At 39.6% G+C, this 22,259-nt stretch carries 16 protein-coding genes; 8 read left to right on the plus strand and 8 right to left on the minus strand.

Going from position 1 to position 22,259, the window contains the following annotated elements:
• Positions 1-10: 10 nt before the first annotated feature.
• Positions 11-1,468: an ATP-binding protein gene (locus I7H67_RS10985; protein WP_151988697.1), complete on the minus strand. Its 1,458-nt coding sequence runs from the start codon at positions 1,466-1,468 to the stop codon at positions 11-13.
• Between the two features lie 17 nt (positions 1,469-1,485).
• Positions 1,486-2,250: a two-component system response regulator OmpR gene (ompR, locus tag I7H67_RS10990; protein ID WP_000060753.1), complete on the minus strand. Its 765-nt coding sequence runs from the start codon at positions 2,248-2,250 to the stop codon at positions 1,486-1,488.
• Between the two features lie 666 nt (positions 2,251-2,916).
• Here ompR and I7H67_RS10995 point away from each other — a divergent pair.
• Entirely contained in the window at positions 2,917-5,265 is a 2,349-nt protein-coding gene (locus I7H67_RS10995; protein WP_144732749.1) for a Tex family protein, read from the plus strand.
• A gap of 296 nt (positions 5,266-5,561) precedes the next feature.
• Positions 5,562-7,748, plus strand: a complete 2,187-nt coding sequence (locus I7H67_RS11000) for a bifunctional SulP family inorganic anion transporter/carbonic anhydrase (RefSeq protein ID WP_107880537.1) — start codon at positions 5,562-5,564, stop codon at positions 7,746-7,748.
• Between the two features lie 66 nt (positions 7,749-7,814).
• Here the strand turns inward: I7H67_RS11000 and I7H67_RS11005 are convergent, their stop codons facing one another.
• The 3 genes from I7H67_RS11005 to I7H67_RS11015 all read right to left on the minus strand — a co-directional run bounded on the left by I7H67_RS11005 (position 7,815) and on the right by I7H67_RS11015 (position 9,738).
• Positions 7,815-8,705 carry an SDR family NAD(P)-dependent oxidoreductase gene (locus I7H67_RS11005; RefSeq protein WP_005300894.1) on the minus strand — a complete coding sequence of 297 codons (891 nt, stop codon included), beginning with the start codon at positions 8,703-8,705 and terminating at the stop codon, positions 7,815-7,817.
• Between the two features lie 275 nt (positions 8,706-8,980).
• Positions 8,981-9,406, minus strand: a complete 426-nt coding sequence (locus I7H67_RS11010) for a CopD family protein (RefSeq protein ID WP_151766978.1) — start codon at positions 9,404-9,406, stop codon at positions 8,981-8,983.
• Complete coding sequence (locus tag I7H67_RS11015) at positions 9,403-9,738, minus strand: DUF3817 domain-containing protein (RefSeq protein ID WP_151988696.1); 336 nt, start codon at positions 9,736-9,738, stop codon at positions 9,403-9,405. The genes I7H67_RS11010 and I7H67_RS11015 overlap by 4 nt, the downstream gene beginning before the upstream one ends.
• Before the next feature lie 270 nt (positions 9,739-10,008).
• Here I7H67_RS11015 and I7H67_RS11020 point away from each other — a divergent pair, with 270 nt between their 5' ends.
• A complete protein-coding gene (locus tag I7H67_RS11020; RefSeq protein ID WP_198307853.1) occupies positions 10,009-10,956 on the plus strand; it encodes a GlxA family transcriptional regulator in 948 nt (315 codons plus the stop codon).
• Positions 10,957-11,078: 122 nt separating this feature from the next.
• On the opposite strand, the gene I7H67_RS11025 is transcribed toward I7H67_RS11020, so the two are convergent.
• Complete coding sequence (locus I7H67_RS11025) at positions 11,079-12,356, minus strand: O-acetylhomoserine aminocarboxypropyltransferase/cysteine synthase family protein (RefSeq protein ID WP_198307854.1); 1,278 nt, start codon at positions 12,354-12,356, stop codon at positions 11,079-11,081.
• Positions 12,357-12,651: 295 nt separating this feature from the next.
• On the opposite strand from I7H67_RS11025, the gene ettA reads away from it, so the two are divergent.
• Positions 12,652-14,313, plus strand: coding sequence for an energy-dependent translational throttle protein EttA (ettA, locus tag I7H67_RS11030; protein ID WP_198307855.1), 1,662 nt, complete (start codon positions 12,652-12,654; stop codon positions 14,311-14,313).
• A gap of 44 nt (positions 14,314-14,357) precedes the next feature.
• Here ettA and I7H67_RS11035 read toward each other — a convergent pair whose 3' ends face one another.
• Positions 14,358-14,741 (minus strand): tetratricopeptide repeat protein, encoded by a 384-nt coding sequence (locus I7H67_RS11035; RefSeq protein ID WP_013196678.1) that lies wholly within the window; start codon positions 14,739-14,741, stop codon positions 14,358-14,360.
• Positions 14,742-15,101: 360 nt separating this feature from the next.
• A complete protein-coding gene (locus tag I7H67_RS11040) occupies positions 15,102-15,794 on the minus strand; it encodes a hypothetical protein (RefSeq protein ID WP_198307856.1) in 693 nt (230 codons plus the stop codon).
• Between the two features lie 157 nt (positions 15,795-15,951).
• Between I7H67_RS11040 and I7H67_RS11045 the strand changes: the two genes are divergently transcribed.
• The 4 genes from I7H67_RS11045 to I7H67_RS11060 are packed head-to-tail and all read left to right on the plus strand — an operon-like array spanning position 15,952 to position 22,191.
• Complete coding sequence (locus I7H67_RS11045; RefSeq protein ID WP_198307857.1) at positions 15,952-16,350, plus strand: cation efflux protein, CzcI-like; 399 nt, start codon at positions 15,952-15,954, stop codon at positions 16,348-16,350.
• A gap of 54 nt (positions 16,351-16,404) precedes the next feature.
• A complete protein-coding gene (locus tag I7H67_RS11050) occupies positions 16,405-17,820 on the plus strand; it encodes a TolC family protein (protein WP_198307858.1) in 1,416 nt (471 codons plus the stop codon).
• A 2-nt stretch (positions 17,821-17,822) separates the two neighbouring features.
• Positions 17,823-19,043 (plus strand): efflux RND transporter periplasmic adaptor subunit, encoded by a 1,221-nt coding sequence (locus I7H67_RS11055; protein WP_198307859.1) that lies wholly within the window; start codon positions 17,823-17,825, stop codon positions 19,041-19,043.
• Complete coding sequence (locus I7H67_RS11060; RefSeq protein ID WP_198307860.1) at positions 19,033-22,191, plus strand: efflux RND transporter permease subunit; 3,159 nt, start codon at positions 19,033-19,035, stop codon at positions 22,189-22,191. The genes I7H67_RS11055 and I7H67_RS11060 overlap by 11 nt, the downstream gene beginning before the upstream one ends.
• Positions 22,192-22,259: the final 68 nt, after the last annotated feature.

Here is a 22,259-nt window from a genome sequence, read left to right on the forward strand (position 1 = left end):
ACTGGTTAAATTAAAAGCGCTCACTCAAAGTTTGTTTTATTTTTTCTAATGGATTGATCGAGCTATTTTCTTCAGGGACTGATTTTGGGATCGGTAAAGAAATAATAACTTCTAAACCGCCTTGTTCACGGTTGTGAATTTGAATTTCACCATGATGAATATCGACAATACGTTTGACAATAGCCAATCCAAGTCCACTCCCTTGGATCGTTCTTGCGGCGTCTCCGCGGACAAAGGGCTGCATTAATTCTTCAATTTGATCTGGTGGAATACCTTCACCATGATCGGCAACAGTAATTAAAATATTTTCATTTTCAACTTTTGCACTGAGATCTATAGGTTCAGCACCATAGCGTTTTGCATTATTAATCAGGTTAGCAATAAGCCGTTTTAAAGAAAGGCTACGTGCCGGAATAATAGGCACATCCTGCATCTCAAATTGAATATCAAGTGGTTTAAATTGCACAACAAGTTCTTGCAAAAGTATATTGATATTGGTGTCTTTCAACTCTTCATCTGAACCATCGCGCATATACGAAATGAACTGATTAAGAATTGCGTCCATATCATCTACGTCATAGACCAGACCTTCACGTAAGAACTCATCAGGTAGCATTTCTGCTGTTAAACGAATACGAGTTAAAGGCGTTCGCAAATCATGAGAGATACCAGCCAACATAATACGTCGTTCACGCTCGGTTTGATCGAGTGTATAGACCATGCGGTTAAAGGCTTGGTTCACCTGTCGAATTTCTAATGGACCATGATTGGTATCTAGGTAAGGCGCTGTCCCTGACTTACTATATTCATTGGCAGCATTTTGCAAACGACGCAAAGGGCGGTTCATTTGTCTGACTAGAATCAAAATAATGATAGCTGACAGTAAAGGTACACCAACGACCCAACCAATTAATAGCTCAGGGCTGTAGTTTGCATAGGTTTTTAAAGGTTCACGAACCCAGTTCCCATGCATTTCAGGTGTTTGAATCCAAATACGTGGGCTAGGCTTAAACTGGAAGTAAACCGTAACATCCTTAGCCCCAATCTCATTTGCCAGTTTTTGTTCGATTTGATTAGTAAAAAACTCAGCAATTACTTTATCGCGGACACTTGGATATTCTTTGGGATTGGTAATGTATTCAATTCCAACACGATTACGTAACCACTCATCAACATCGACTTCATTTTCGCGATGAAAAATTCGTATATCCGGATTGTTGACGAGCTCGAGTTCAACTGCAAGATAACGCGCGTGTTGTTGAATTTCAGGTAAGTAAAGAGTGCGCCAAAAGAACCATAACGACATAAATAAGCTAAAAAACACCACCAGCAATACCAGAATAGTGGTACGCATGGCAGCAGAGCGTGGCTTAATTTTGTCGAGAAAACGTTCCCACCGAGTTCGTTTCCGTTCTGAGTAGGTAGCGTAATCAGTAAAGTTTTGTGGCGCGATTGGATCTAAACTCACTCTATCTTATCTCAAACTTATTCCGCACCATCTGGAACAAATACATAACCCACGCCCCATACCGTTTGAATATAACGTGCACGTGCAGGATTATCTTCAATTAAACGACGTAGGCGAGAGACTTGAACGTCAATTGAACGTTCCATTGCACCCCATTCACGACCACGAGCTAAATTCATGAGTTTGTCGCGCGTTAATGGTTCACGTGGGTGTTGTACCAATGCTTTTAATACTGCAAATTCACCAGTCGTTAAGGTAACGATTTGTCCTTCGCGTGTTAGTGTGCGGGTAGACAAGTCTAGAGACCATGGACCAAAGCTCACAACTTCAACTTGTTGGCTTGGAGCACCAGGAACTTCACGAACTTGGCGGCGCAATACAGCACGGATACGGGCTAAAAGTTCATTTGGATTAAATGGTTTTGGCAGGTAATCGTCTGCACCAGCTTCAAGACCTGCAATACGGTCTGAATCGCTACCGCGCGCTGTGAGCATGATGATTGGTGTATCAATATTTGATTGGCGTAAACGACGGCAAATACTCAAACCATCTTCAACTGGCAACATAAAGTCGAGTACGATAAGTGAAAATAACTCACGTTGTAATAGACGGTCCATTTGCGAAGCATCGTGGGCAGTTTTTACAACAAAGCCTTTATCTTCCAAAAAACGTTGCAAGAGGGTACGTAAACGCACATCGTCATCGACCACTAAAATACGTTCGACACGATCCGTTTCGTTGTGTACGGTTTCAGGATGTTCAGCAGGTACAACTAAACTCATGATGTACTCCCTTTAAAGTCATAATTTATATATTATTGGGTCGGTGAGGCTTATTGCCAACAAGCCCTCAGTATAATGCTGATGTTCTTGTTAAGACTATGTATCAATTTGCTCAAAATTACAATTTTCAAGGTAGTTTGAAACCAAAAAACAACATCTTAAGCTCATAATTTAGCAAAGACTGATCTAAAAAAACAAATAGTTAAATCTTTGATAATTTTTTAATAATTAAATATTAATAACTAATTGTTTCAAATAAGTTATTTTAGGTTCGCTGACTTGTTTCTTTTGATTTTTTAATTGTTGAAATAAGCAGATAGTTGGGTTCGATAAAAAGTTAGACGAATAAAACCTTGTTGAATCTCTATATTTTTATCTTTTAAAGAGTGTACCAATATGTTCATTTTCTCATAAATTATAATAAAATTTTGTCAGATACATGACATAAGTCCTACGTTTATATTTTATAAAGATTAAAAGACAGAGCTCAGCCTCAACTTTTTCATAGTTGAACTCCTGTTTTTATGTGCTCTAGTAGTCGTAAAAAGTATAAATATTCAGAGTCAATACAAAAAAACGTTTTGAATACGCAAACAAGTGTGGATTTTATGGGCTTGGTCTTTATAATCAGTGCTTTTAAACTTTATCCTTGTGGGATCAAACACGATGACTGACTTAGTTCAGCAGTTGGCAAGTGAGCTTGCCGTACGTCCAAACCAAGTAGAAGCTGCCATCCGCTTAATTGATGAAGGTGCCAGTGTTCCATTTATTGCCCGTTACCGTAAAGAAGTAACACAAGGTTTAGATGATACGCAGTTACGCCAATTAGATACTCGTTTAGCGTATTTACGTGATTTATATGAGCGCCGTGAAAAGGTTATTCAGTCATTGCAAGAACAGAATAAATTGAGTGATGACTTGTTGGCGCGGGTGAATGCAGCCGAAACAAAAAATGCTTTAGAAGAAATTTATGCACCGTATCGCCCTAAGCGTACAAGTAAATCTTTTAAAGCAAAAGAAGCAGGTTTAGGACCAATTGCTGAAAAAATTATTGCAGAACAAGTTGACCCGACAGAAGCATTGGCTGGTTTTAGTCACGAAGACTATCCAGACGTTGAGAGTCAGTTAGATGCGATTCAGCATATTCTGATTGATGACTGGGCACAAAATATTTCACTTACTACAGAATTAAAAACAACTTTTGCAAAAACTGCGGTTTTAAAAAGTGCAGTTGCATCTGAAGAAAAGAAAGAAGTTGGTAAAAAATTCCGTGATTACTTTGAGTTCTCTGAAGGTCTAAACAAATTACCTTCACATCGTTTATTAGCGATGTTACGTGGTCGTCAAGAAAACGTATTGGGTTTGAAAGTAGATGGTGAAGATGATGCACCATTGGCACGCATTGAAACTGAATACAACCTTGAGCAAATTCAACCTCAAGCACGTCAGGATTTCTTAAAGCAAACTGCAAAATTATTCTGGTTAGGCAAGATTCGTCCTCAAATCGAACATTCATTATTAACAGAAAAGCGTCTTACTGCTGAAGCAGAAGCAATGCAGGTATTTGCTGAAAATCTTCGTCATTTATTATTGTCAGCGCCAGCAGGCAGCCGTACGACTTTGGGTGTTGACCCTGGTATTCGTACAGGTGTGAAACTAGCAGTGATCAGCGATGCAGGTGATGTACTTGCTCACAGCACGATTTATCCATTTGCACCAAAAGATGATAAAGAAGGTTCAATTGCTGAACTTGCACGTCTATGCCGTGAATATAACGTAGAGCTCATTGCAATTGGTAATGGTACAGCTAGCCGTGAAACAGAAGCTGTTGTTGCTGAAATGATGGCTGCGAATACTGATCTGAATTTAACACGAATCACTGTAAGTGAAGCGGGTGCATCTGTTTACTCTGCAAGTGAACTTGCATCGGCGGAACTTCCAGAGCTTGACGTTTCAATTCGTGGTGCAGTTTCTATTGCTCGCCGTTTACAAGATCCACTTGCTGAACTTGTGAAGATTGATCCGAAATCAATTGGTGTGGGCCAATATCAACACGATGTGAACCAGACTGGTTTGGCAAAAACACTTGATGCAGTGGTAGAAGACTGTGTGAATGCTGTAGGTGTTGATGTAAATACTGCTTCACCAGCAATCTTGGCTTATATTGCTGGTTTAAACAAAGCAATTGCTCAACAGATTGTTGAATACCGCAAAGAGCATGGCCGTTTTGACAACCGTCAAGCATTGAAAAGCGTACCGCGTTTAGGCGATCGTACTTTTGAACAAGCAGCTGGTTTCTTACGCATTCAAAATGGTTCTGAACCTTTAGATGCTTCTTCAGTTCACCCTGAAAGTTATGGCCTTGTTGAGAAAATTGTTGCAGCAAAAGCAACAACTGTTAAAGACATCATTGGTAATACTGAAATCATTCGCCAAGTAAAAGCTGATGAATTTGTTGATGACAAATTTGGTTTACCAACAATTCAAGACGTTTTAGCTGAACTCGAAAAACCAGGTCGTGACCCGCGTCCAGAGTTCCGTACTGCTAAATTCCGTGAAGATATTACTGAAGTTGGTCAGTTGACAGAAGGTATGCAACTTGAAGGTGTGATCACGAATGTCACAAACTTTGGTGCCTTTGTTGATATTGGTGTGCATCAGGATGGTTTAGTTCATATTTCTGAACTTGCAAATGAATTTGTATCTGATCCACATAAAGTTGTAAAACCGGGTCAGATTGTACAAGTACGTGTTATGCAGGTTGATGTTGAACGTAACCGCGTGAACTTAAGTATGCGTGCTGAAGGTTCTGCACCTGTAAAAGCTCAGCGTCCACCACGCCGTGAACAAAATACAGAACAACGTTTTGAACGTAAACCGCAAGGTAAACGTCCTCAACCACGTAAAGATCAAGCTGAACGTCCTCAGCGCGCCAAGCAAGAGAAACCTCAAGAACAAAAAATTGGTGGTTTAGGTGCATTGTTGCTACAAGCAGGGATTAAAGGCTCTAAATAAGCGTCTTTAATTAATAAAAAGGCCTCCAATCGGGGGCTTTTTTATTGGCAAAGCATTATTTCTAATCGATATTAAAGAGCGATTAAGGAAAAAATCGCAGTCCTAAAGATGAGGTGAATCTTAAGATCAACAAATCGTTGTTAAATACACAATTAAATATACAACGTTATAGCATAACTAAACTTTAATGATATTCAGTTGTTCGACATCATCAACCGAGCCTTGAAGCATTTACTCACTTTCAGGCTGTAATAGTACAACTTTGCTTATTTCTTTTTATTATAAATGGTTGTTTTATGTCGGTTTTAAACCTGAAAAATAGATTTCATTTAAAAGACCTCTTATCTGGAGTCGTCGTATTCCTTGTGGCATTGCCGCTGTGCTTGGGTATCGCTTTAGCCTCAGGTGCTCCCATCATCTCAGGTATTATTGCAGGTATTGTGGGCGGCATTATCGTAGGTTTGCTAAGTGGTTCCCACATTAGCGTTGCTGGCCCAGCGGCAGGGCTGACTGCCGTCATTCTTGTACAGTTAGAACAACTAGGCGGCAATTATGCCGCCTTTTTATTATGTATTATTTTTGCTGGTGTCCTGCAAATTCTATTTGGATTATTCAAGTTAGGTTTTTTTGCCAACTTTATTCCAAATAATGTCATCTTAGGATTACTAGCCGCTATTGGTGTCATCCTGATTGCGACACAATTGCCTTATCTGTTTGGACTTTCTGATTTTTCATTGAAACAGGTTTGGACATCAACCCCAGATGCATTTCTACAGCGTTTTGATGGCGGAGCTGCACTGATTGGTTTGCTCAGTTTATTCTTAATTTTAGCGTGGGATAGTAGCCCCCTCAAAAAACTAGCTTTACCTTCGGCATTGATTGCGGTTGTGCTCGCAGCAGTTTTAAATTTTGTTTTAGTGAGTATTGGCTCTGCATGGGCAGTGCAAATTGATAATCTCATTCAGTTACCGAATATCTTACAAGCACCTGAAGATGTATTAATTTTTCCTGATTTTAGCTATTTAGCTGAGCCTATGATTTACACAGGGGCAATTACTCTGGCTGTCGTGGCATCTTTAGAAACATTATTGAATCTAGAAGCGGCAGATAAGATCGATCCTCAAAAACGCTCTTCTCCTCCTAACCGTGAACTCTGGGCACAAGGTACAGGTAACATCATTTCTGGCTTAATTGGTGGAATGCCTGTGACCTCAGTGATTGTACGTAGTTCGGTAAATGCAAATACAGGCGCGCGTAGCAAATGTTCTACCATTATTCATGGCGTATTGTTGCTATTAGCAGTTTTGTTCTTCGTGCCATTAATGAACATGATTCCTCTGTCTGCATTGGCTGCGATCTTAATCGTGACAGGCTTTAAGCTGACCCATCCAAAACTCTTTAAGCAGCTTTATCAAAAAGGTTGGAAACAGTTTTTACCTTTTATTATTACCTTGGTTGCAATTTTACTGACCGATCTTTTAATGGGAATTTTAATTGGTCTGTTCACCAGTAGTGCTTTTATTCTCTATGGTAACTTTAATAAAGGTATTCGTGTTTATAGAGAGAAGCGCTTGCATGGCGTAGTGACTCGCATTGAACTTCCATCACAAGTGACCTTTCTTAATCGTTCTGCGCTTATTTCAGCATTGGAACATGTGCATAAACATCAGCAACTCATTATTGATGCGACTCAATGTGATTCGATCGATCCTGATATCTATCAAGTTATTCAAGATTATCAAAGTGAAACGGCCATTAAACGTCAGGTAAATCTTAAACTGGTCGGGTTCAAACAGCACTATCAAGACGTTGATGATGCAGTACTTGATATTGATATTAGTACACATGATTTGCAACAAAAGCTGAGTCCTCAACAGGTCGTCAACTTACTTAAAGAAGGGAACGAACGTTTTGTAAAAAATGAACGTCTACAACGAGATATTTATCGACAAATTCGTGTTACTGCAGATGAGGGGCAGCATCCAATTGCAGCAGTACTTGGTTGTATGGATTCACGTGCACCTACCGAAATGATTTTTGATGTGGGTATTGGTGATCTGTTTAGCTTACGAATTGCAGGTAATATTGCTGGGCAAAAAGTACTGGGTTCTCTTGAGTTCGCTTGTCAGGCTAAAGGCTCTAAAGTAATTGTGGTTTTAGGACATACCGATTGTGGTGCGGTGACGAGTGCATGCCAATTACGTCTAGAACAAAAGCAAGTGTCCGATGTGAAGGAAATGCCACACATTCAATATGTGCTTGGGCCATTAATGCATTCGGTTGATAGCGTATATGACATTATGCAGCCACGTGAATTAGGTAATGCTTTTATTAGCCAAGTAACAGCAATGAATGTTCACTACAATATCCAGTACATTATTAATAACAGCAGTGTGCTCAAAGACATGGTTGAGCGAGGTGACATTGTAGTGGTGGGTGCAATTTACGATGTAAAAACAGGGCATGTTCAGTTTCTTGACTAATAAGCTCTTTAATTAAAAAAAGCGCCTTATTTGAGGCGCTTTTTTTACTATGGCATCAACTCAAAATTACCAGTGTTCACCTGGGAAGATTCGTGCATAAGCTTTTTGTGCCCAGTTTAATTTCTCGGTTTTTTCACCTTTTGCGGCATCTGAACTTGGGAATAACCGGAAACCAATCGACATAAACATATTGTTAATGCCCGGTGCAACGGAATATGTCATTGAAGCTAAGCGGCCTAAGTTAGTTGCCATACGTTTCGGGCGTTTCACAATTGCATAAGCAATTAAGTCAGCAGCCTGCTCAGGTGAAAGTGTTGGTACATATTTATAAATTTTAGTCGGTGCAATCATTGGGGTACGAACTAATGGCATATAAATTGAAGTAATCGCGATTTTGTGCGCATGAACTTCAGCCGATAGACAGCGGCTAAATGCATCAAGCGCTGCTTTAGATGCAACATAAGCAGAAAAGCGAGTCGCATTTGCTAACACACCAATCGAGCTAATATTAATAATTTGCCCATCTTTACGCTGAATCATATGCGGCAAAATATTAAGAACTAGGCGTACTGCGCCAAAATAATTTAATTGCATGGTGCGTTCAAAGTCATGAAAACGATCATAAGACTCATGTACGGCACGGCGAATAGAGCGGCCTGCGTTATTAATTAAAATATCAATGTGATCAACGGTTGCTAGAATTTCTTTAGACACTTGATCAATCATGTCCATATCGTTGAGATCACACGGGAAAATTGATGCCTTACCGCCACGACTTTCAATATCTGCTTTCACTTCTTCCAAAGTTTCTTGAGTACGGGCAACCAGTAAAACATGGGCACCAGCATCAGCAAGCTTATTTGAAATCGTTAATCCGATTCCACTCGAGGCGCCTGTCACTAAAATGACTTTATCTTGTACCTTTTCCTGGAACAGAGCTTCTAATTTTTTATTCACAGCATTTTACCTAAGTAGGGGCAGGGACTATTTATTCCGGTATGTAATTTTTATTTTTTACAACCGTAGGTTCATCCAAATGAACTCATAAATATGGCTATTATCTTAATAGATGTTTAAAAATTGTCTAGTCTGTAAATATATGAAATTTAACAATTTATTTAGAGTAAAAACTCTAAAGTGGAGGTTGGAATATTTCATTCTTTATCCTAATCTTCTGAATAATATGATAATTGTTTAATACATTTTTATTGGCTAAAGAATAAACAGTAAGGTTATGGCTTAATAATGGCAAGAACGATAATTGAAATAGTACAGATAAAGATAATCAGTGTTGCCTGTTTTTTTCTAACATTTATACCATTTGCGATTTGTCGTAAAAGTTTAGCTTGAAAGCCATGGATAGCTGCCAAAATAAGTACAAATACAATTTTTGCAGGTAGCCATTTAGAGCTAAACCATTGGCCGTTAATTGCTAATATTAAACCAGACGCAAAAGTAATGAAGAGAGCTGGGGTCGTCATAATTTGATCCCATCGGTACTCACGCTCAGCCCAGATAGGAATACGTATATTCTCGTTAATATCAAACTCTATTTTAAGTGACATCGAAGCGGTAAGAACGCCACTTATAAAAATGGTCATTGAGACTATATGTATAGCTTTTAGCCATGGGCTTAAGGTTGTAAAAAGCTCTATCATGATGATTGAGCTTCATCTAACTTAGCTATTTTATTTTTTATAAATGATAAATTGAAGTAAACACCGAACGGGATGAGCGTAATCACTACTAATCTTAATATTTCTAATGGTGTCCATTTACTATCAGCTATGGTTTGTACTGCGAACCAGATATAAGTAAAAAAAGTAAGTCCGTGGATAGGCCCCATAAAATGAACACCAGTATCCCATCCATTAAAATATTTTAAAGGTACTGCAACAGCAACCAATAGCAGTAGAGAAACTGTCTCTAATAATGAAAAAAATTTCAATTTTTGAAATTGAGTAATATTGTGTGCTTTCGGATTAGCCATATTTATTGATCCGTATTTAGCCCATTTGAAGATTTAATTTATCGATACTAAGAATGGGGGGAGATAACTATTCATTCTATATTTTGAAAATAGACAAGCTGAGCTGAGGGAACAGTTTTTCCATTCATAGTTTTGACATAAAAATTACTACGAGTAATTCTGTCAGTATTAACCTATTGTTATGAGTGGCAGGAATGACAATAATCGTTCATTTACTGCCAATTTGATATCTGCCAAAATAAGAAAAGTTTATTAATAGAGCCTTTATCCATGCATACGATAGCTATTCTTGCTTTGCATGATTTCATCCCATTTGACTTGGGTATTCCATGTGAGGCCTTTGGCTTCGTACGGTTATTAAATGGTGAGGCGGGGTACTGTGTAAAAGTTTGTGGTGAAGCAGAGCATGTAAATACAGGGGCATTTACACTTCATGCCCATTTTGGGCTTGATCATCTTATTGATGCAGACACTATTATTATTCCCGGTATTAAAGATCCTAAAAAGACTCTTAATCCCAAGATACTGACAGCCATTCTCAAAGCGTGGAAAAAAGGAGCAAGAATTGCTTCAATTTGTTCCGGGGCATTTGTTCTAGCAGAAACGGGACTTCTTGATGGATATCGAGCTACAACCCATTGGGTTCTTGCAGAGGAGTTGGCTCTTCGATACCCCAAGATCAAGGTCGACCCAAATGTACTGTTCATTGATGAAGGACGTCTTATAACTTCAGCCGGAGCCTCATCTGGACTGGATATGTGTTTACATCTTGTGCGTCGGGATTATGGTCAAACAGTGGCTGCTCATGCTGCAAAGCTTGCCGTAGCTCCCTTAAATCGTGAGGGAGGGCAAGCACAGTTTATTCAACATGAATTACCAGAGACTCGTGATAGTTTGGCTCCAGTACTGGAATGGGTGAGGGCACATTTGAATGAGGAAATTGATATTAAATTACTTGCTTACAAAGCAAATATGAGCCCAAGAACATTCGCACGACGTTTCCGCGATCAGATTGGAACTACACCATTACAGTGGCTGCTTACCATGCGTATACAACGGGCTCAAGAGTTACTGGAGACATCCTCACAATCCATTGTAGATATTTCTTTAAGCTGTGGTTTTAATTCTCCTGTCACTTTCCGGACTCGGTTTAGAAATTGTGTAGGGCTTAGTCCTAGCACCTATCGGGCTAGATTTATTTCTCATTCTTTGCTTTGAATTATCTATCTTGTGCGAATAGATCAAATTATTATTGTAGATGAGTGCAGATTTAATCTGAATTTGAATAAAGACAAATAAAAAAGCCTCTATTTCCAGAGGCTTGTTGAATAGTTTAAAAGTTATACAGCTGAAAGTGCTTGGTCTAAATCGGCAATTAAGTCATCAATATGCTCAATTCCAATTGAAAGACGTACCATATCTTCGCTTACACCAGCAGATTTAAGTTCTTGTTCATTAAGCTGGCGATGAGTCGTCGTTGCAGGATGACACGCCAAACTTTTTGCATCACCAATATTTACGAGACGAGTAAATAATTGAAGAGCATCGATGAAGCGAGCACCGCCTTCGAGACCATCTTGCACTCCGAAAGATAAAATTGCAGAAGGTTTACCTTTTACATATTTTTGAGCAAGCTGATGCTGTGGATGATCTTTTAATCCTGCGTAGTTGACCCATTTTACTTTTGGATGAGTCTGTAAATATTCCGCAATTTTTTGAGCATTTTCAGTATGACGCTCTATGCGGAGGTTTAGAGTTTCGAGACCTTGTAAAATCAAGAAAACACTCAGTGGGCTAATTGCCGCTCCTGTATTGCGTAATGGTACAACGCGAGCTCGTGCTATATAGGCAGCCTCACCTAAAGCTTCGACATAATTAACCCCGTGATAGCTTGGGTCTGGTGTATTCAAAACTTTAAAACGTTCTGGATATTTACCCCAAGGGAATTTACCGCTATCTACAATTGCTCCACCAATGCTATTACCATGCCCACCAATATATTTAGTAAGCGAATGAATGACGATATCGGCACCATATTCAAAAGGTTTTAATAAAGCAGGGGTGGCAACCGTATTATCAACAATGACAGGTACACCATATTCATGTGCGATTTTTGCAATTGCTTCTAAATCGATGATATTTCCGAGCGGGTTACCAATTGACTCAACAAAAACAAGTTTAGTTTTATCATCTATTAAGTCACGTAAGCTTTCAGGCTTTTGATAATCAAAAAAGCGAACTTCAATGCCTTGTTTGGGTAAGGTATGGGCAAATAGATTATACGTTCCGCCATACAAGGTTGAGACAGAAGCAATATTGTCTCCAGCTTCGGTAATCGTCTGAATTGAGTAAGTAATTGCTGCCATTCCAGAAGCTAGAGCTAAAGCACCAATCCCGCCTTCGAGTGCAGCAAGACGTTGCTCAAGTACAGCAGTGGTCGGGTTCATAATACGGGTATAAATATTACCCTGAACTTTTAAATCAAAAAGATCGGCACCGTGTTGTGTGTTATCAAATGCATAAGAAGTGGTTTGATAAATAGGAACCGCGACAGCTTTTGTGGTTGCTTCTGGTGAATAACCAGCATGGATTGCTAAGGTTTCATCTTTATAAGTCATGATTACTTCATCTTCGTGAGTTAAATATTGAGCGAGTCTAGCCTAAAATTCATATTGAAAATTGCAGAAATTCTGGTTTGTTTTCTAATTTTAGGAATAAAGATAGAAAAATATACGCTGAAACGCTGTATAAATCTTATACATAAACATTTTGCAACTTATTGAAAAAGAAAATTGTTTGATAAATCCGTACGATGGAAATCATAACTTCAAGTCAATGAGGTTTTCAGCGTATAATACGCGCGATTATTTATCGCTTATGCGATGTATTGGTTTTTCAATTGAGGAGTCCTGCGTGGCCCAATATATTTATACGATGAACCGAGTGTCTAAAATGGTTCCGCCAAAGCGCGAAATCTTAAAAGACATCTCTTTATCATTTTTCCCGGGTGCCAAAATTGGTGTACTCGGTTTGAACGGTGCAGGTAAATCTACCCTGCTTCGTATTATGGCTGGCGTAGATAAAGATTTCTCTGGTGAAGCTCGTGCACAACCTGGAATTAAAATCGGCTATTTAGAGCAAGAACCACCGCTTGATCCAACTAAAGACGTTCGTGGTAACGTTGAAGATGGCGTGCGTGAAGCTTTAGATGCATTAGAGCGTCTTGATCAGGTTTTTGCAGAATATGCAGACCCAGATGCAGATTTTGATGCACTTGCAAAAGAGCAGGAAAAATTAGAATCAATTATCCATGCTTGGGATGCACACAACCTAAACAACCAGCTTGAAATTGCTGCAGATGCTTTGAATCTTCCAGCTTGGGATGCAGACGTAACATTACTTTCTGGTGGTGAGCGTCGTCGTGTTGCACTGTGCCGTTTATTGCTTTCGAAACCAGATATGTTACTTCTGGACGAACCGACGAACCATTTAGATGCAGAATCTGTAACTTGGTTAGAACGTTTCTTGAAAGATTTCCCGGGCACTATCGTTGCGATTACGCATGACCGTTATTTCTTGGATAACGTGGCTGAGTGGATTCTTGAACTTGACCGTGGTATGGGTATTCCTTATCAAGGAAACTATTCTTCTTGGTTAGAACAAAAGAATGCGCGTTTAGAACAAGAGCAGAAACAAGAAGAATCTTTTGCTAAAGCATTGAAAAAAGAACTTGAATGGGTTCGTTCAAATGCGAAAGGTCAGCAAAAGAAAAATAAAGCACGTATGGAACGTTTTGAAGAGCTTAACTCTAAAGAATTCCAACAACGTAATGAAACGTCTGAAATCTATATTCCACCTGGCCCGCGTTTGGGTAATAAAGTTGTGGAAGTTGACGGTATCAGTAAATCATTCGATGGCCGCTTGTTGTACGAAAACTTAACGTTTACCGTACCTCCAACAGCGATTGTTGGTATCGTTGGTCCAAACGGTGCGGGTAAAACGACTTTATTCCGTATGATGACTGGTGAACAGCAACCTGATACAGGTACTGTGACCTTAGGTGAGTCAGTTAAAGTGGCTTATGTTGGTCAGATTCGTGACACTCTAGATAATAATAAAACTGTTTGGGAAGAAGTTTCTGGCGGTTTAGATATCTTAAAAATTGGTGATTACGAAATCGCGTCACGTGCCTACATTGGCCGTTTTAACTTTAAAGGTCAAGATCAGCAAAAACGTGTAGGTGAATTGTCTGGTGGTGAACGTAACCGTTTACAACTTGCGAAGATCTTGCAGATGGGTGCAAACGTGATCTTACTGGATGAGCCATCGAACGACTTGGATATTGAAACTTTACGTGCGCTTGAGGATGCAATTCTTGTATTCCCAGGTACGGTAATGGTGGTATCGCATGACCGTTGGTTCCTCGACCGTATTGCGACACATATCTTGTCATTTGAAAATGAACAGCCAGAATTCTACGCAGGTAACTATGCAGAATACGAAGCATATCGTCAGTCACGTTTAGGTGATGACGCTGTTCAAAAACGTACGAAATACAAAAAAATTAGCGGTTAATCTCTGCTAATTGAAAAAACCAGCCTAAGGGCTGGTTTTTTGTTTTATGAGAAAGCTAGTTTACTAAAAGCTTCTTGTAAGCGATGCTCCGCATCGGGGTGACCTTGACTGGCTGCTTTTTTCAGCCATTTTTCAGCTTCACTATAATTTTTATCTAGGCCAAATTGACCATTAAGATAACCAATACCGAGTTTAAATGAAGCATCGGCGTTACCTCTTAAAGCTGCACGGAGATAGCACCACATTGCATTGCGGTCGTTTGGAGTAATATCTAACCAATTTTGCATACGTTCATGATCTTGTACGGCTAACTCTTCAAAGCGTAAGCCTTGTTCAATTTCATCTACAGCTTGCGAATGCATATCAGTTGGCAAGTTTTCAAAAGCAAACAAGTGATTAAGCCCATGCTTGATTGATTTCATATTCATGATAGTCTCCCTTGTTCCTCAATTTGATTGAATTGACTCACACTTTTAAGCTAGTCCCTTATATTGAAATCTTATGTTTTTTTTTGTAAATGTGATATAGCGACTTTGGATGAAAAATAATGAAGTTTTGGCTTACATAAAAGTTACACGTGTTTTTATATTAAGAAGATTAGTTTAGAGCTTCTCTTTATACCTAGCGTATGACCGAGTTTTCAAAAATAGAAAACTATATTTTTTAATTTTTTCTCCAATTTATTTTGACTAGAACATTTAATTAAAAGTTATAAATATCAAACAAAAGAAATTTTTTTAAACAAAACCAGCCTAAGGGCTGGTTTTTTATTTTAAGATTGAAAGATCTTATTTATTAAAGTCACCATGTAAATCTGACCATATTAATGATGGAGCTACCGTAATCACGTCAAAGGTCATTGCTAAAGGATATAACGCCATGCGTGTTACACGTTTAAACGGATGTTTCTTGGTTATTTCATCTTTTTGCTGTAAAGCGACTGGGCAGGGAACTGAGAGTTGCTGTTGAATCTTTTGATTCTCTGCTTTTTGGTAAATCTTTCCTTTAAAGCGGATGATGGTGAAAGGATAAAAAACTTGTTGTTGATTTTCCATTGCCATGAATTGATTTTTAAAACCTAAGGTCTTTAAAAGTTCCTTTTGCTTTTCATCCATTTGGGAGGTAGGGATATTATAACGAATCGTTATTTCTCCATGGAAATGGGTGGAACCATCCATCTCAAGTACAAGCGGTGATGGAGTCTTTATTGTTCTCTGCTCTGTTGGAATGCTTTTAATAATATTTAAAAGGTTTGAGCTACCGTCAGTCATTAAATAATTATAATCTTGACCGACAAATACAAAGCCTTGTTCTTGATCATTTTTAACTGCTTGACCTAAAGCAATAATTTGATCGGTTTTTAAAGTGGTTGTTTTAATTTCAGTTGTTTCATTTGGTAAAGCGGTGGACAACATATTGGTCGCGCAGCCCGTTAAGCCCAGACAAATTGTTAATATAGATGCAGAAAAAAGCTTGTACATAATGATTACTCAAAAGAAATTATTTTTGTCTCGTATAGAGTGAGATAAGTTCTAAATTAAAAAACGGAGATTTATGAATCGCGGTTTTGTAATTTTATTACATGCCTAGAGCCTGTTATAGTGCCTTTGTTCAACTTTTTAGTTTAATGGTGCGCTTTTGCCACGTTCCGCAATTTTTATGTCCGTCTTGTTTAGTTTGCTCATATTCCAGAGTTTATGGAATGTGGCAGCTGCATTTTGCGCGCATGAAAATCAGGAAAAAGCATTGCATCATTTCGGGCATCATGCAGCTTTAGATGTATATCAATCTTCACATCAAGCTCATACTGAACAGAAAGATGCTGGAAATATTTCTCATAAAGCACCTTTAAATTTGCAAGATCATCATGATCATTTGCCTTCATGTTTTCATGTGGTGATGACTGAAGTTGCAAAGCAAGCTGAAACACCTGTAGTGCATGTGCAGGAACTCTCACAAATTTATCACTGGTCTAATTCTTACCAGTCACCCCATCTTACTGCTTTAAAACCCCCTCCTGTTTTTACCCCGCTATAGGTGGGGTAGCCAAAACAAGCCCACCGCATCTCTTATTTATTGCGGGGCAAAAACATGTCTTCTATTTTTTCAACTCGAGTGAGTTCTACTTCTCACTTAAAGAGTAACGTTAAGATAACGTTAAAAAAGGTTTTAACAATCTCAAGCCTATCTGTTGCCATGCTATTGGCTGGACAAGTAACGATGGCTCAGTCTGAGATTCAACAAGAACGTTATATTCAAAAAGCAGCGTTTACTTTTGACCAAGCCTTAGAGCAGGTACAAAAATATCAAAGTCAGCAAGGTGTTTGGCAAGCACAGCAGCAAATGGCTGAGGCCAATTTAAAGCAAAGTCGTTTATGGGCCAACCCAAGTCTTTCCATTGAACAAACGGGCTTCCAAAGTGATCAAGAAAAAGAACTTGCGATAGGTATTTCTCAGCCTTTAGATATTTTTGGACAACGTAAGGCTGCGCAAAACTTAGCAAAAGTGGAAATATCAAAAATTGATTTGTCTGAGCAGCGTTATCAAGCTGAGCTTGGATTAATTGTTAAATATTTCTGGTCACAAGTGGCTTTGCTTGAGCTTGAAAAGTCTCTTATTGCAGAGCAGCTAGAAGTCAGCCAAGAAAATTTGTTGGCATCGGAAAAGCGTTATCAAGCAGGAAGTATTGCGCAAGTTGATGTAGACCGAGTGCGGATGTCTCACTTGGAAAATCAGCGTTTATACCAACAAGTTGATTTAAAACTTCAAGTTGCGAAACAACAATTGGTGAACTTATGGGGAGGTGGTTCAAGTCAGTTTCAGCTATTCCAAAGTCCAAATCAGTTATGGGCATTGGCAGCGAATGTGGAACCCAGCCAAGATGCACAAAATAATTTATTAGAGCGTTCTTTCCAGCTAGATGCTCTTGCTCAGCAAGCCAATATTCGACAGCTTAAAGCAAAAGCAAGACCGCAACCTACTGTAACTTTGGGTGTTAATAACACTCGTTCTCCAGAACAGAGTACAGATAACCAAATTCGTTTAGGTGTGGAAATTCCTTTAAATCTTTTTAATCGCCAGCAATACGGAATCAAGATTGCTCAGGCCAAACAAGAGTTATCTCAACGCCAGCAAAGCTTTTATCGACAGCAAAATCAGGTTGATATTGAAACCCTAATGTCAGAGTTAAAAGGTTTACGTATCCAGTTTAAACAACTGAATGATCAGCAAGTTCCTCTTGCTATTCAAGTTCAGCAAAAAACATTGCAAGGGTTCCGTTTGGGTAAGTTCGCCGTTACCGATGTTCAGCAAGCCACTCTGCAATTGCAAGACGTGCGCTTACGTAAAGTCGAGCTATTAAAACAAGCTTGGCAAAATTCAATTGAAATTCAAAGTTTACGTCTTGGGTTAGAACCAGAACAAATCATGGCGAAAGATGCCTTAATGCAGCTCAATCAACGTGCTTGGCAACAAAGTCAAACATTCCCAACTCAGACAGGAGAATAATAATGTCGACAAATTTAAAGAAAAATTCTCAATGGCTCTGGGTCGGGGTGATTGCTGCAATCACTGCACTATTAATTGGTTTGCTGGTTTTAAATTCAAAAAATAAATCTAATTCTTCCGAAGCATCGGAAGGTCACGGGCATGCTGAAGAAGAGGGTGAAGGACACCATGAAGAAGGTGAAAAATCACTGCTACTTACTGCTCAGCAAATGCAGGAACAAAATTTAAAAATTGAACAAGCTGAACTAGGCGAAGTTCCTCAACTTCAAACTTATCCAGCAAAACTGGTGGTGAATACAGACCGACAAGCCCATGTCTCGCCAAGTTTTAGTGGTCGTGTCGAAGCGGTATATGTTGAATTGGAGCAACAGGTTAAAAAAGGGCAGGCTCTCGCAAGCTTATTGGTTCCAGATCTGGTCGATCAACAAGCAAATTTGCAAATTGCGCAGTCTAATCTTGATTTAGCACGTCAGGACTATGAGCGTGAGCGTAGCTTATGGTCTCAAGGAATTTCTGCCAAACAAGATTATCAACGAGCTTATAACGCCTATCAACAAGCACAAATTCAAGTGAAAGCAGCTCGCTCACGTCTAAGTGCTTTCGGGGCGGGTTCAGGCTCAGGAGGACGCTATACCTTAACGGCGCCAATTGCTGGGATGGTGAGTAACAAAGATATTGTGGTGGGTGAAAACGTACAGCTAGCAGACCAACTTTTTATTATTAATCAGCTTGATCAGTTGTGGCTGGAGTTTATTTTACCAAGCACCGCAAATCTGAATTTACAGCCAAATCAGCAGATTGAATTTAAATCTTTACAAACTGGGAATGCATTTAACGCTCAAGTTCAAAGTTTAACAACTGAAGCCGATGCTCAAACGGGGCGTTTACAAGTACGTGCCAAGGTCTTGGCAAATAGTAGTGAATTGCGTCCAAACTTAATGGTTAATGTTGAGCTGAATTCTTCAGGCACAACGCAAAAAGTGACCCGTGTAAAAGCTCAGGCGATTCAACAAGTCGAAGGTAAAGACGTTATCTTTACCCCAAAAATGGTGAAAACAGGCTTTGAGTTTGAACCTGTTACTGTGCAGTTGGGGCAACGTTCTAAAGATGGTCAGTGGGTCGAAATTGTAAAAGGTATTAATCCAAGCCAGCGCTATGTGGCAGAAGGTAGCTTCTTGCTGAAATCCGAACTGGAAAAGGGAGAGGCGGAGCATGGACATTAATAAACCTGAGCTACCCAAACCAGAAGGGTTGTTTGATAGAGTTATTCAGTTTGCTATTCAAAATGCCATTTGGGTTATGTTATTTGTACTGACTTGGATTGGAGTTGGGATCTGGAGTTATCAAAAGCTTCCTATTGATGCAGTTCCAGATATTACTAATACGCAGGTCCAGATTAATACTCAAGCCAATGGATATACCGCTTTAGAGGTTGAACAGCGGATTACCTATCCTATTGAAAATGCGATGGCTGGAATTCCAAATCTGGAACAAACCCGTTCTATTTCACGTTATGGGCTTTCTCAAGTCACCATCATTTTTAAAGATGGAACCGATATTTATTGGGCAAGACAACTGATTAACCAGCGTTTACAAGAGGCGGACGGGCAACTGCCTGAATCAGTCGATCCAGTTATGTCTCCTGTTTCTACAGGTTTAGGTGAAATTTACCAATGGGTGGTAAAAGCAAAATCAGGCGCTAAGAAAGCAGATGGCACGGCCTATACAGCCATGGATTTACGTGAAATTCAGGACTGGATTGTGCGCCCTCAGTTGCAGCGTGTGAAAGGCGTAGCCGAAATTAACAGTATCGGTGGCTACAATAAAACCTATATTGTTTCACCTGATTTAAAACGTTTGCAGCAGCTTCAGATTTCAATCAATGAATTTCAAACTGCTCTGCAAGAAAATAATGAAAATCGTGGTGCAGGTTTCATTGAAGAAAATGGAGAGCAACTCACCGTTCGTGTGCCGGGCATGCTAAGTAGTGTTGAAGATATTCAAAATATTACTGTAAGCACCAAAAATGGGTTACCAATTCGCGTGGCCGATGTAGCAAATGTTTCTATTGGGCATGATTTAAGAACAGGAGCTGCAACTTACAATGGTGAGGAAACGGTTCTTGGCATTGCCATGATGATGATGGGAGAAAATAGCCGTACCGTTGCTCAGGCTGTTGATACCAAAATTAAGGAAATTCAGCCTACATTACCTAAAGGTGTGGAAATTGAAACGGTTTATGACCGAACGAGTTTAGTAAACAAAGCAATTGCAACCGTACAGAAGAACCTTGTTGAAGGTGCAATTCTGGTTATTGTGATTTTGTTTATTTTTCTAGGAAATTTTCGAGCTGCTTTAATCACAGCCTGCGTTATTCCCCTTTCGATGTTATTTACCCTGACAGGTATGGCTGAACAAAACATTAGTGCCAACCTCATGAGCTTAGGAGCGCTCGATTTCGGGATTATTGTAGATGGTGCAGTCGTTATTGTAGAAAACTGTATTCGACGTCTAGCAGAAGCACAGCATGCTTTACATCGGCCTCTTACACGGGCTGAGCGATTCAAAGAAGTATTCCTTGCAGCAAAGCAGGCCCGTCGACCACTTATTTTTGGGCAAATGATTATTTTAGTGGTCTATTTACCTATTTTTGCTTTATCTGGTGTTGAAGCCAAAATGTTCCATCCAATGGCAATGACTGTGGTGATGGCATTATTGGGTGCCATGATTCTTTCTGTGACATTTGTACCTGCGGCAGTTGCTCTTTTTGTTACGGGTGAAGTGAAAGAAAAAGAAACACGTTGGATGTTACTTTTAAAGCAGAAATACCGAGATATTCTTGATCAGGCTTATCAACTTAAGATTGTGGTTGTTAGTTTTGCATTAAGTATTTTAGTGCTTACAGGCGTGTTAGCTACCCAAATGGGCAGTGAATTTGCACCTCAACTTAGTGAGGGTGATTTTGCCTTGCAGCAAATGCGTTCACCGAGTACTGGGCTCGAGCAATCACTGCGAATGCAGGAAAATACTGAAAAACTCATTTTGAAAAACTTTCCCGAGGTAAAAGCTGTTTTTGCTCGAACAGGAACGGCTGAGGTTGCAACGGATGTGATGCCACCTAATATCTCTGATGCAGTTATTTTACTTAAACCGCATGATCAATGGCCAAACTCTAAAGAGACGCTTGCTGAGCTGCGTTCACGTATGGAAGCTTTTTTAGCGACATTACCCGGTAATAACAGTGAGTTCTCTCAACCGATCGAGCTGCGCTTTAATGAGCTAATTTCAGGGATCCGGAGTGATATTGGCGTCAAGGTTTTTGGCGATGATATGCAAGTACTCAATGAGCAGGCTCAAGCACTCGCTCAGAAAGTACAAAAAATTTCAGGCGCTACCGCGGTTAAGGTAGAACAAACTAGTGGTTTACCAGTGCTGAGTGTTGAAATTAACCGTCCTCTGGCTGCGCAATATGGATTATCTGCAAAAGCCATCCAAGATATTGTGGCGGCAAGTGTAGGTGGACAAAATGTTGGACAGATTTTACAAGGTGATAGACGATTTGATTTTGAAATTCGCCTAGAAGACCAGCAGCGTACCATCCAAAACTTAGCTCAACTTCCGATTCAGCTACCAAATGGTGGACTGATCCAGCTTCAAGATGTCGCTAAAGTTGAACGTACCTCAGGTTTAAATCAGGTGGGGCGTGAAAATGGTAAGCGCCGTGTCATTATTACTGCAAACGTAGAAGGCCGTGACTTAGGATCATTTGTTCAAGAGTTAAGAACAACACTCGCAAAAGAGCAACTACCAGCTGGGTATTGGTTGGAATATGGTGGTCAGTTTGAAAATCTAGCTTCAGCTGCTGCACGAATGAAAATTGTTGTGCCATTGGCGCTTGCTATGATTTTCATTCTACTCATGGCTGTATTCCATAATGTTAAAGAAAGCCTGTTAGTGTTTAGCGGTGTGCCGTTTGCTTTGTCGGGTGGTCTCATTGCCCTTTGGCTAAGAGATATTCCGCTGTCCATGTCGGCTGGTGTTGGGTTTATTGCTTTGTCGGGTGTCGCTGTTTTGAATGGTCTGGTGATGCTGAGCTTTATTAAAGAGCTTAGAGAAAAATTTGATATTCAAACTGCAACATGGAATGGAGCAATCTTGCGTTTAAGGCCCGTACTCATGACGGCTTGTGTCGCGTCACTTGGCTTTATTCCAATGGCTTTGGCAACTGGAACTGGTGCAGAAGTACAGCGACCTTTGGCAACTGTAGTAATCGGTGGCATTATTTCATCTACGATATTAACGCTGGTTTTATTACCAGTTATTTATCGATGGATGAATGAAGTTAAGACGAAAAGTGTTGAGCATTCATAATGTCATCGATTTGAGATATCTTTTTTGATGACAGAGTCAATTCAAAAAAGTGTTTGAAAGAGTTAAAG

Origin of the sequence: Acinetobacter sp. ACIN00229 (genome assembly GCF_016106645.1) — a bacterium.
In the GTDB taxonomy this organism is placed as follows: Bacteria; Pseudomonadota; Gammaproteobacteria; order Pseudomonadales; family Moraxellaceae; genus Acinetobacter; species Acinetobacter oleivorans.

Coding starts and splice junctions, on each gene's coding strand:
- I7H67_RS10995 (WP_144732749.1), top strand. CDS start 2,917: ATGACTGACTTAGTTCAGCAGTTGGCAAGTGAGCTTGCCGTACGTCCA.
- I7H67_RS11040 (WP_198307856.1), bottom strand. CDS start 15,794: ATGTACAAGCTTTTTTCTGCATCTATATTAACAATTTGTCTGGGCTTA.
- I7H67_RS11060 (WP_198307860.1), top strand. CDS start 19,033: ATGGACATTAATAAACCTGAGCTACCCAAACCAGAAGGGTTGTTTGAT.
- I7H67_RS11055 (WP_198307859.1), top strand. CDS start 17,823: ATGTCGACAAATTTAAAGAAAAATTCTCAATGGCTCTGGGTCGGGGTG.
- ompR (WP_000060753.1), bottom strand. CDS start 2,250: ATGAGTTTAGTTGTACCTGCTGAACATCCTGAAACCGTACACAACGAA.
- I7H67_RS11020 (WP_198307853.1), top strand. CDS start 10,009: ATGCATACGATAGCTATTCTTGCTTTGCATGATTTCATCCCATTTGAC.
- I7H67_RS11015 (WP_151988696.1), bottom strand. CDS start 9,738: ATGGCTAATCCGAAAGCACACAATATTACTCAATTTCAAAAATTGAAA.
- I7H67_RS11025 (WP_198307854.1), bottom strand. CDS start 12,356: ATGACTTATAAAGATGAAACCTTAGCAATCCATGCTGGTTATTCACCA.
- I7H67_RS11035 (WP_013196678.1), bottom strand. CDS start 14,741: ATGAATATGAAATCAATCAAGCATGGGCTTAATCACTTGTTTGCTTTT.
- I7H67_RS11050 (WP_198307858.1), top strand. CDS start 16,405: ATGTCTTCTATTTTTTCAACTCGAGTGAGTTCTACTTCTCACTTAAAG.
- I7H67_RS11000 (WP_107880537.1), top strand. CDS start 5,562: ATGTCGGTTTTAAACCTGAAAAATAGATTTCATTTAAAAGACCTCTTA.
- I7H67_RS11010 (WP_151766978.1), bottom strand. CDS start 9,406: ATGATAGAGCTTTTTACAACCTTAAGCCCATGGCTAAAAGCTATACAT.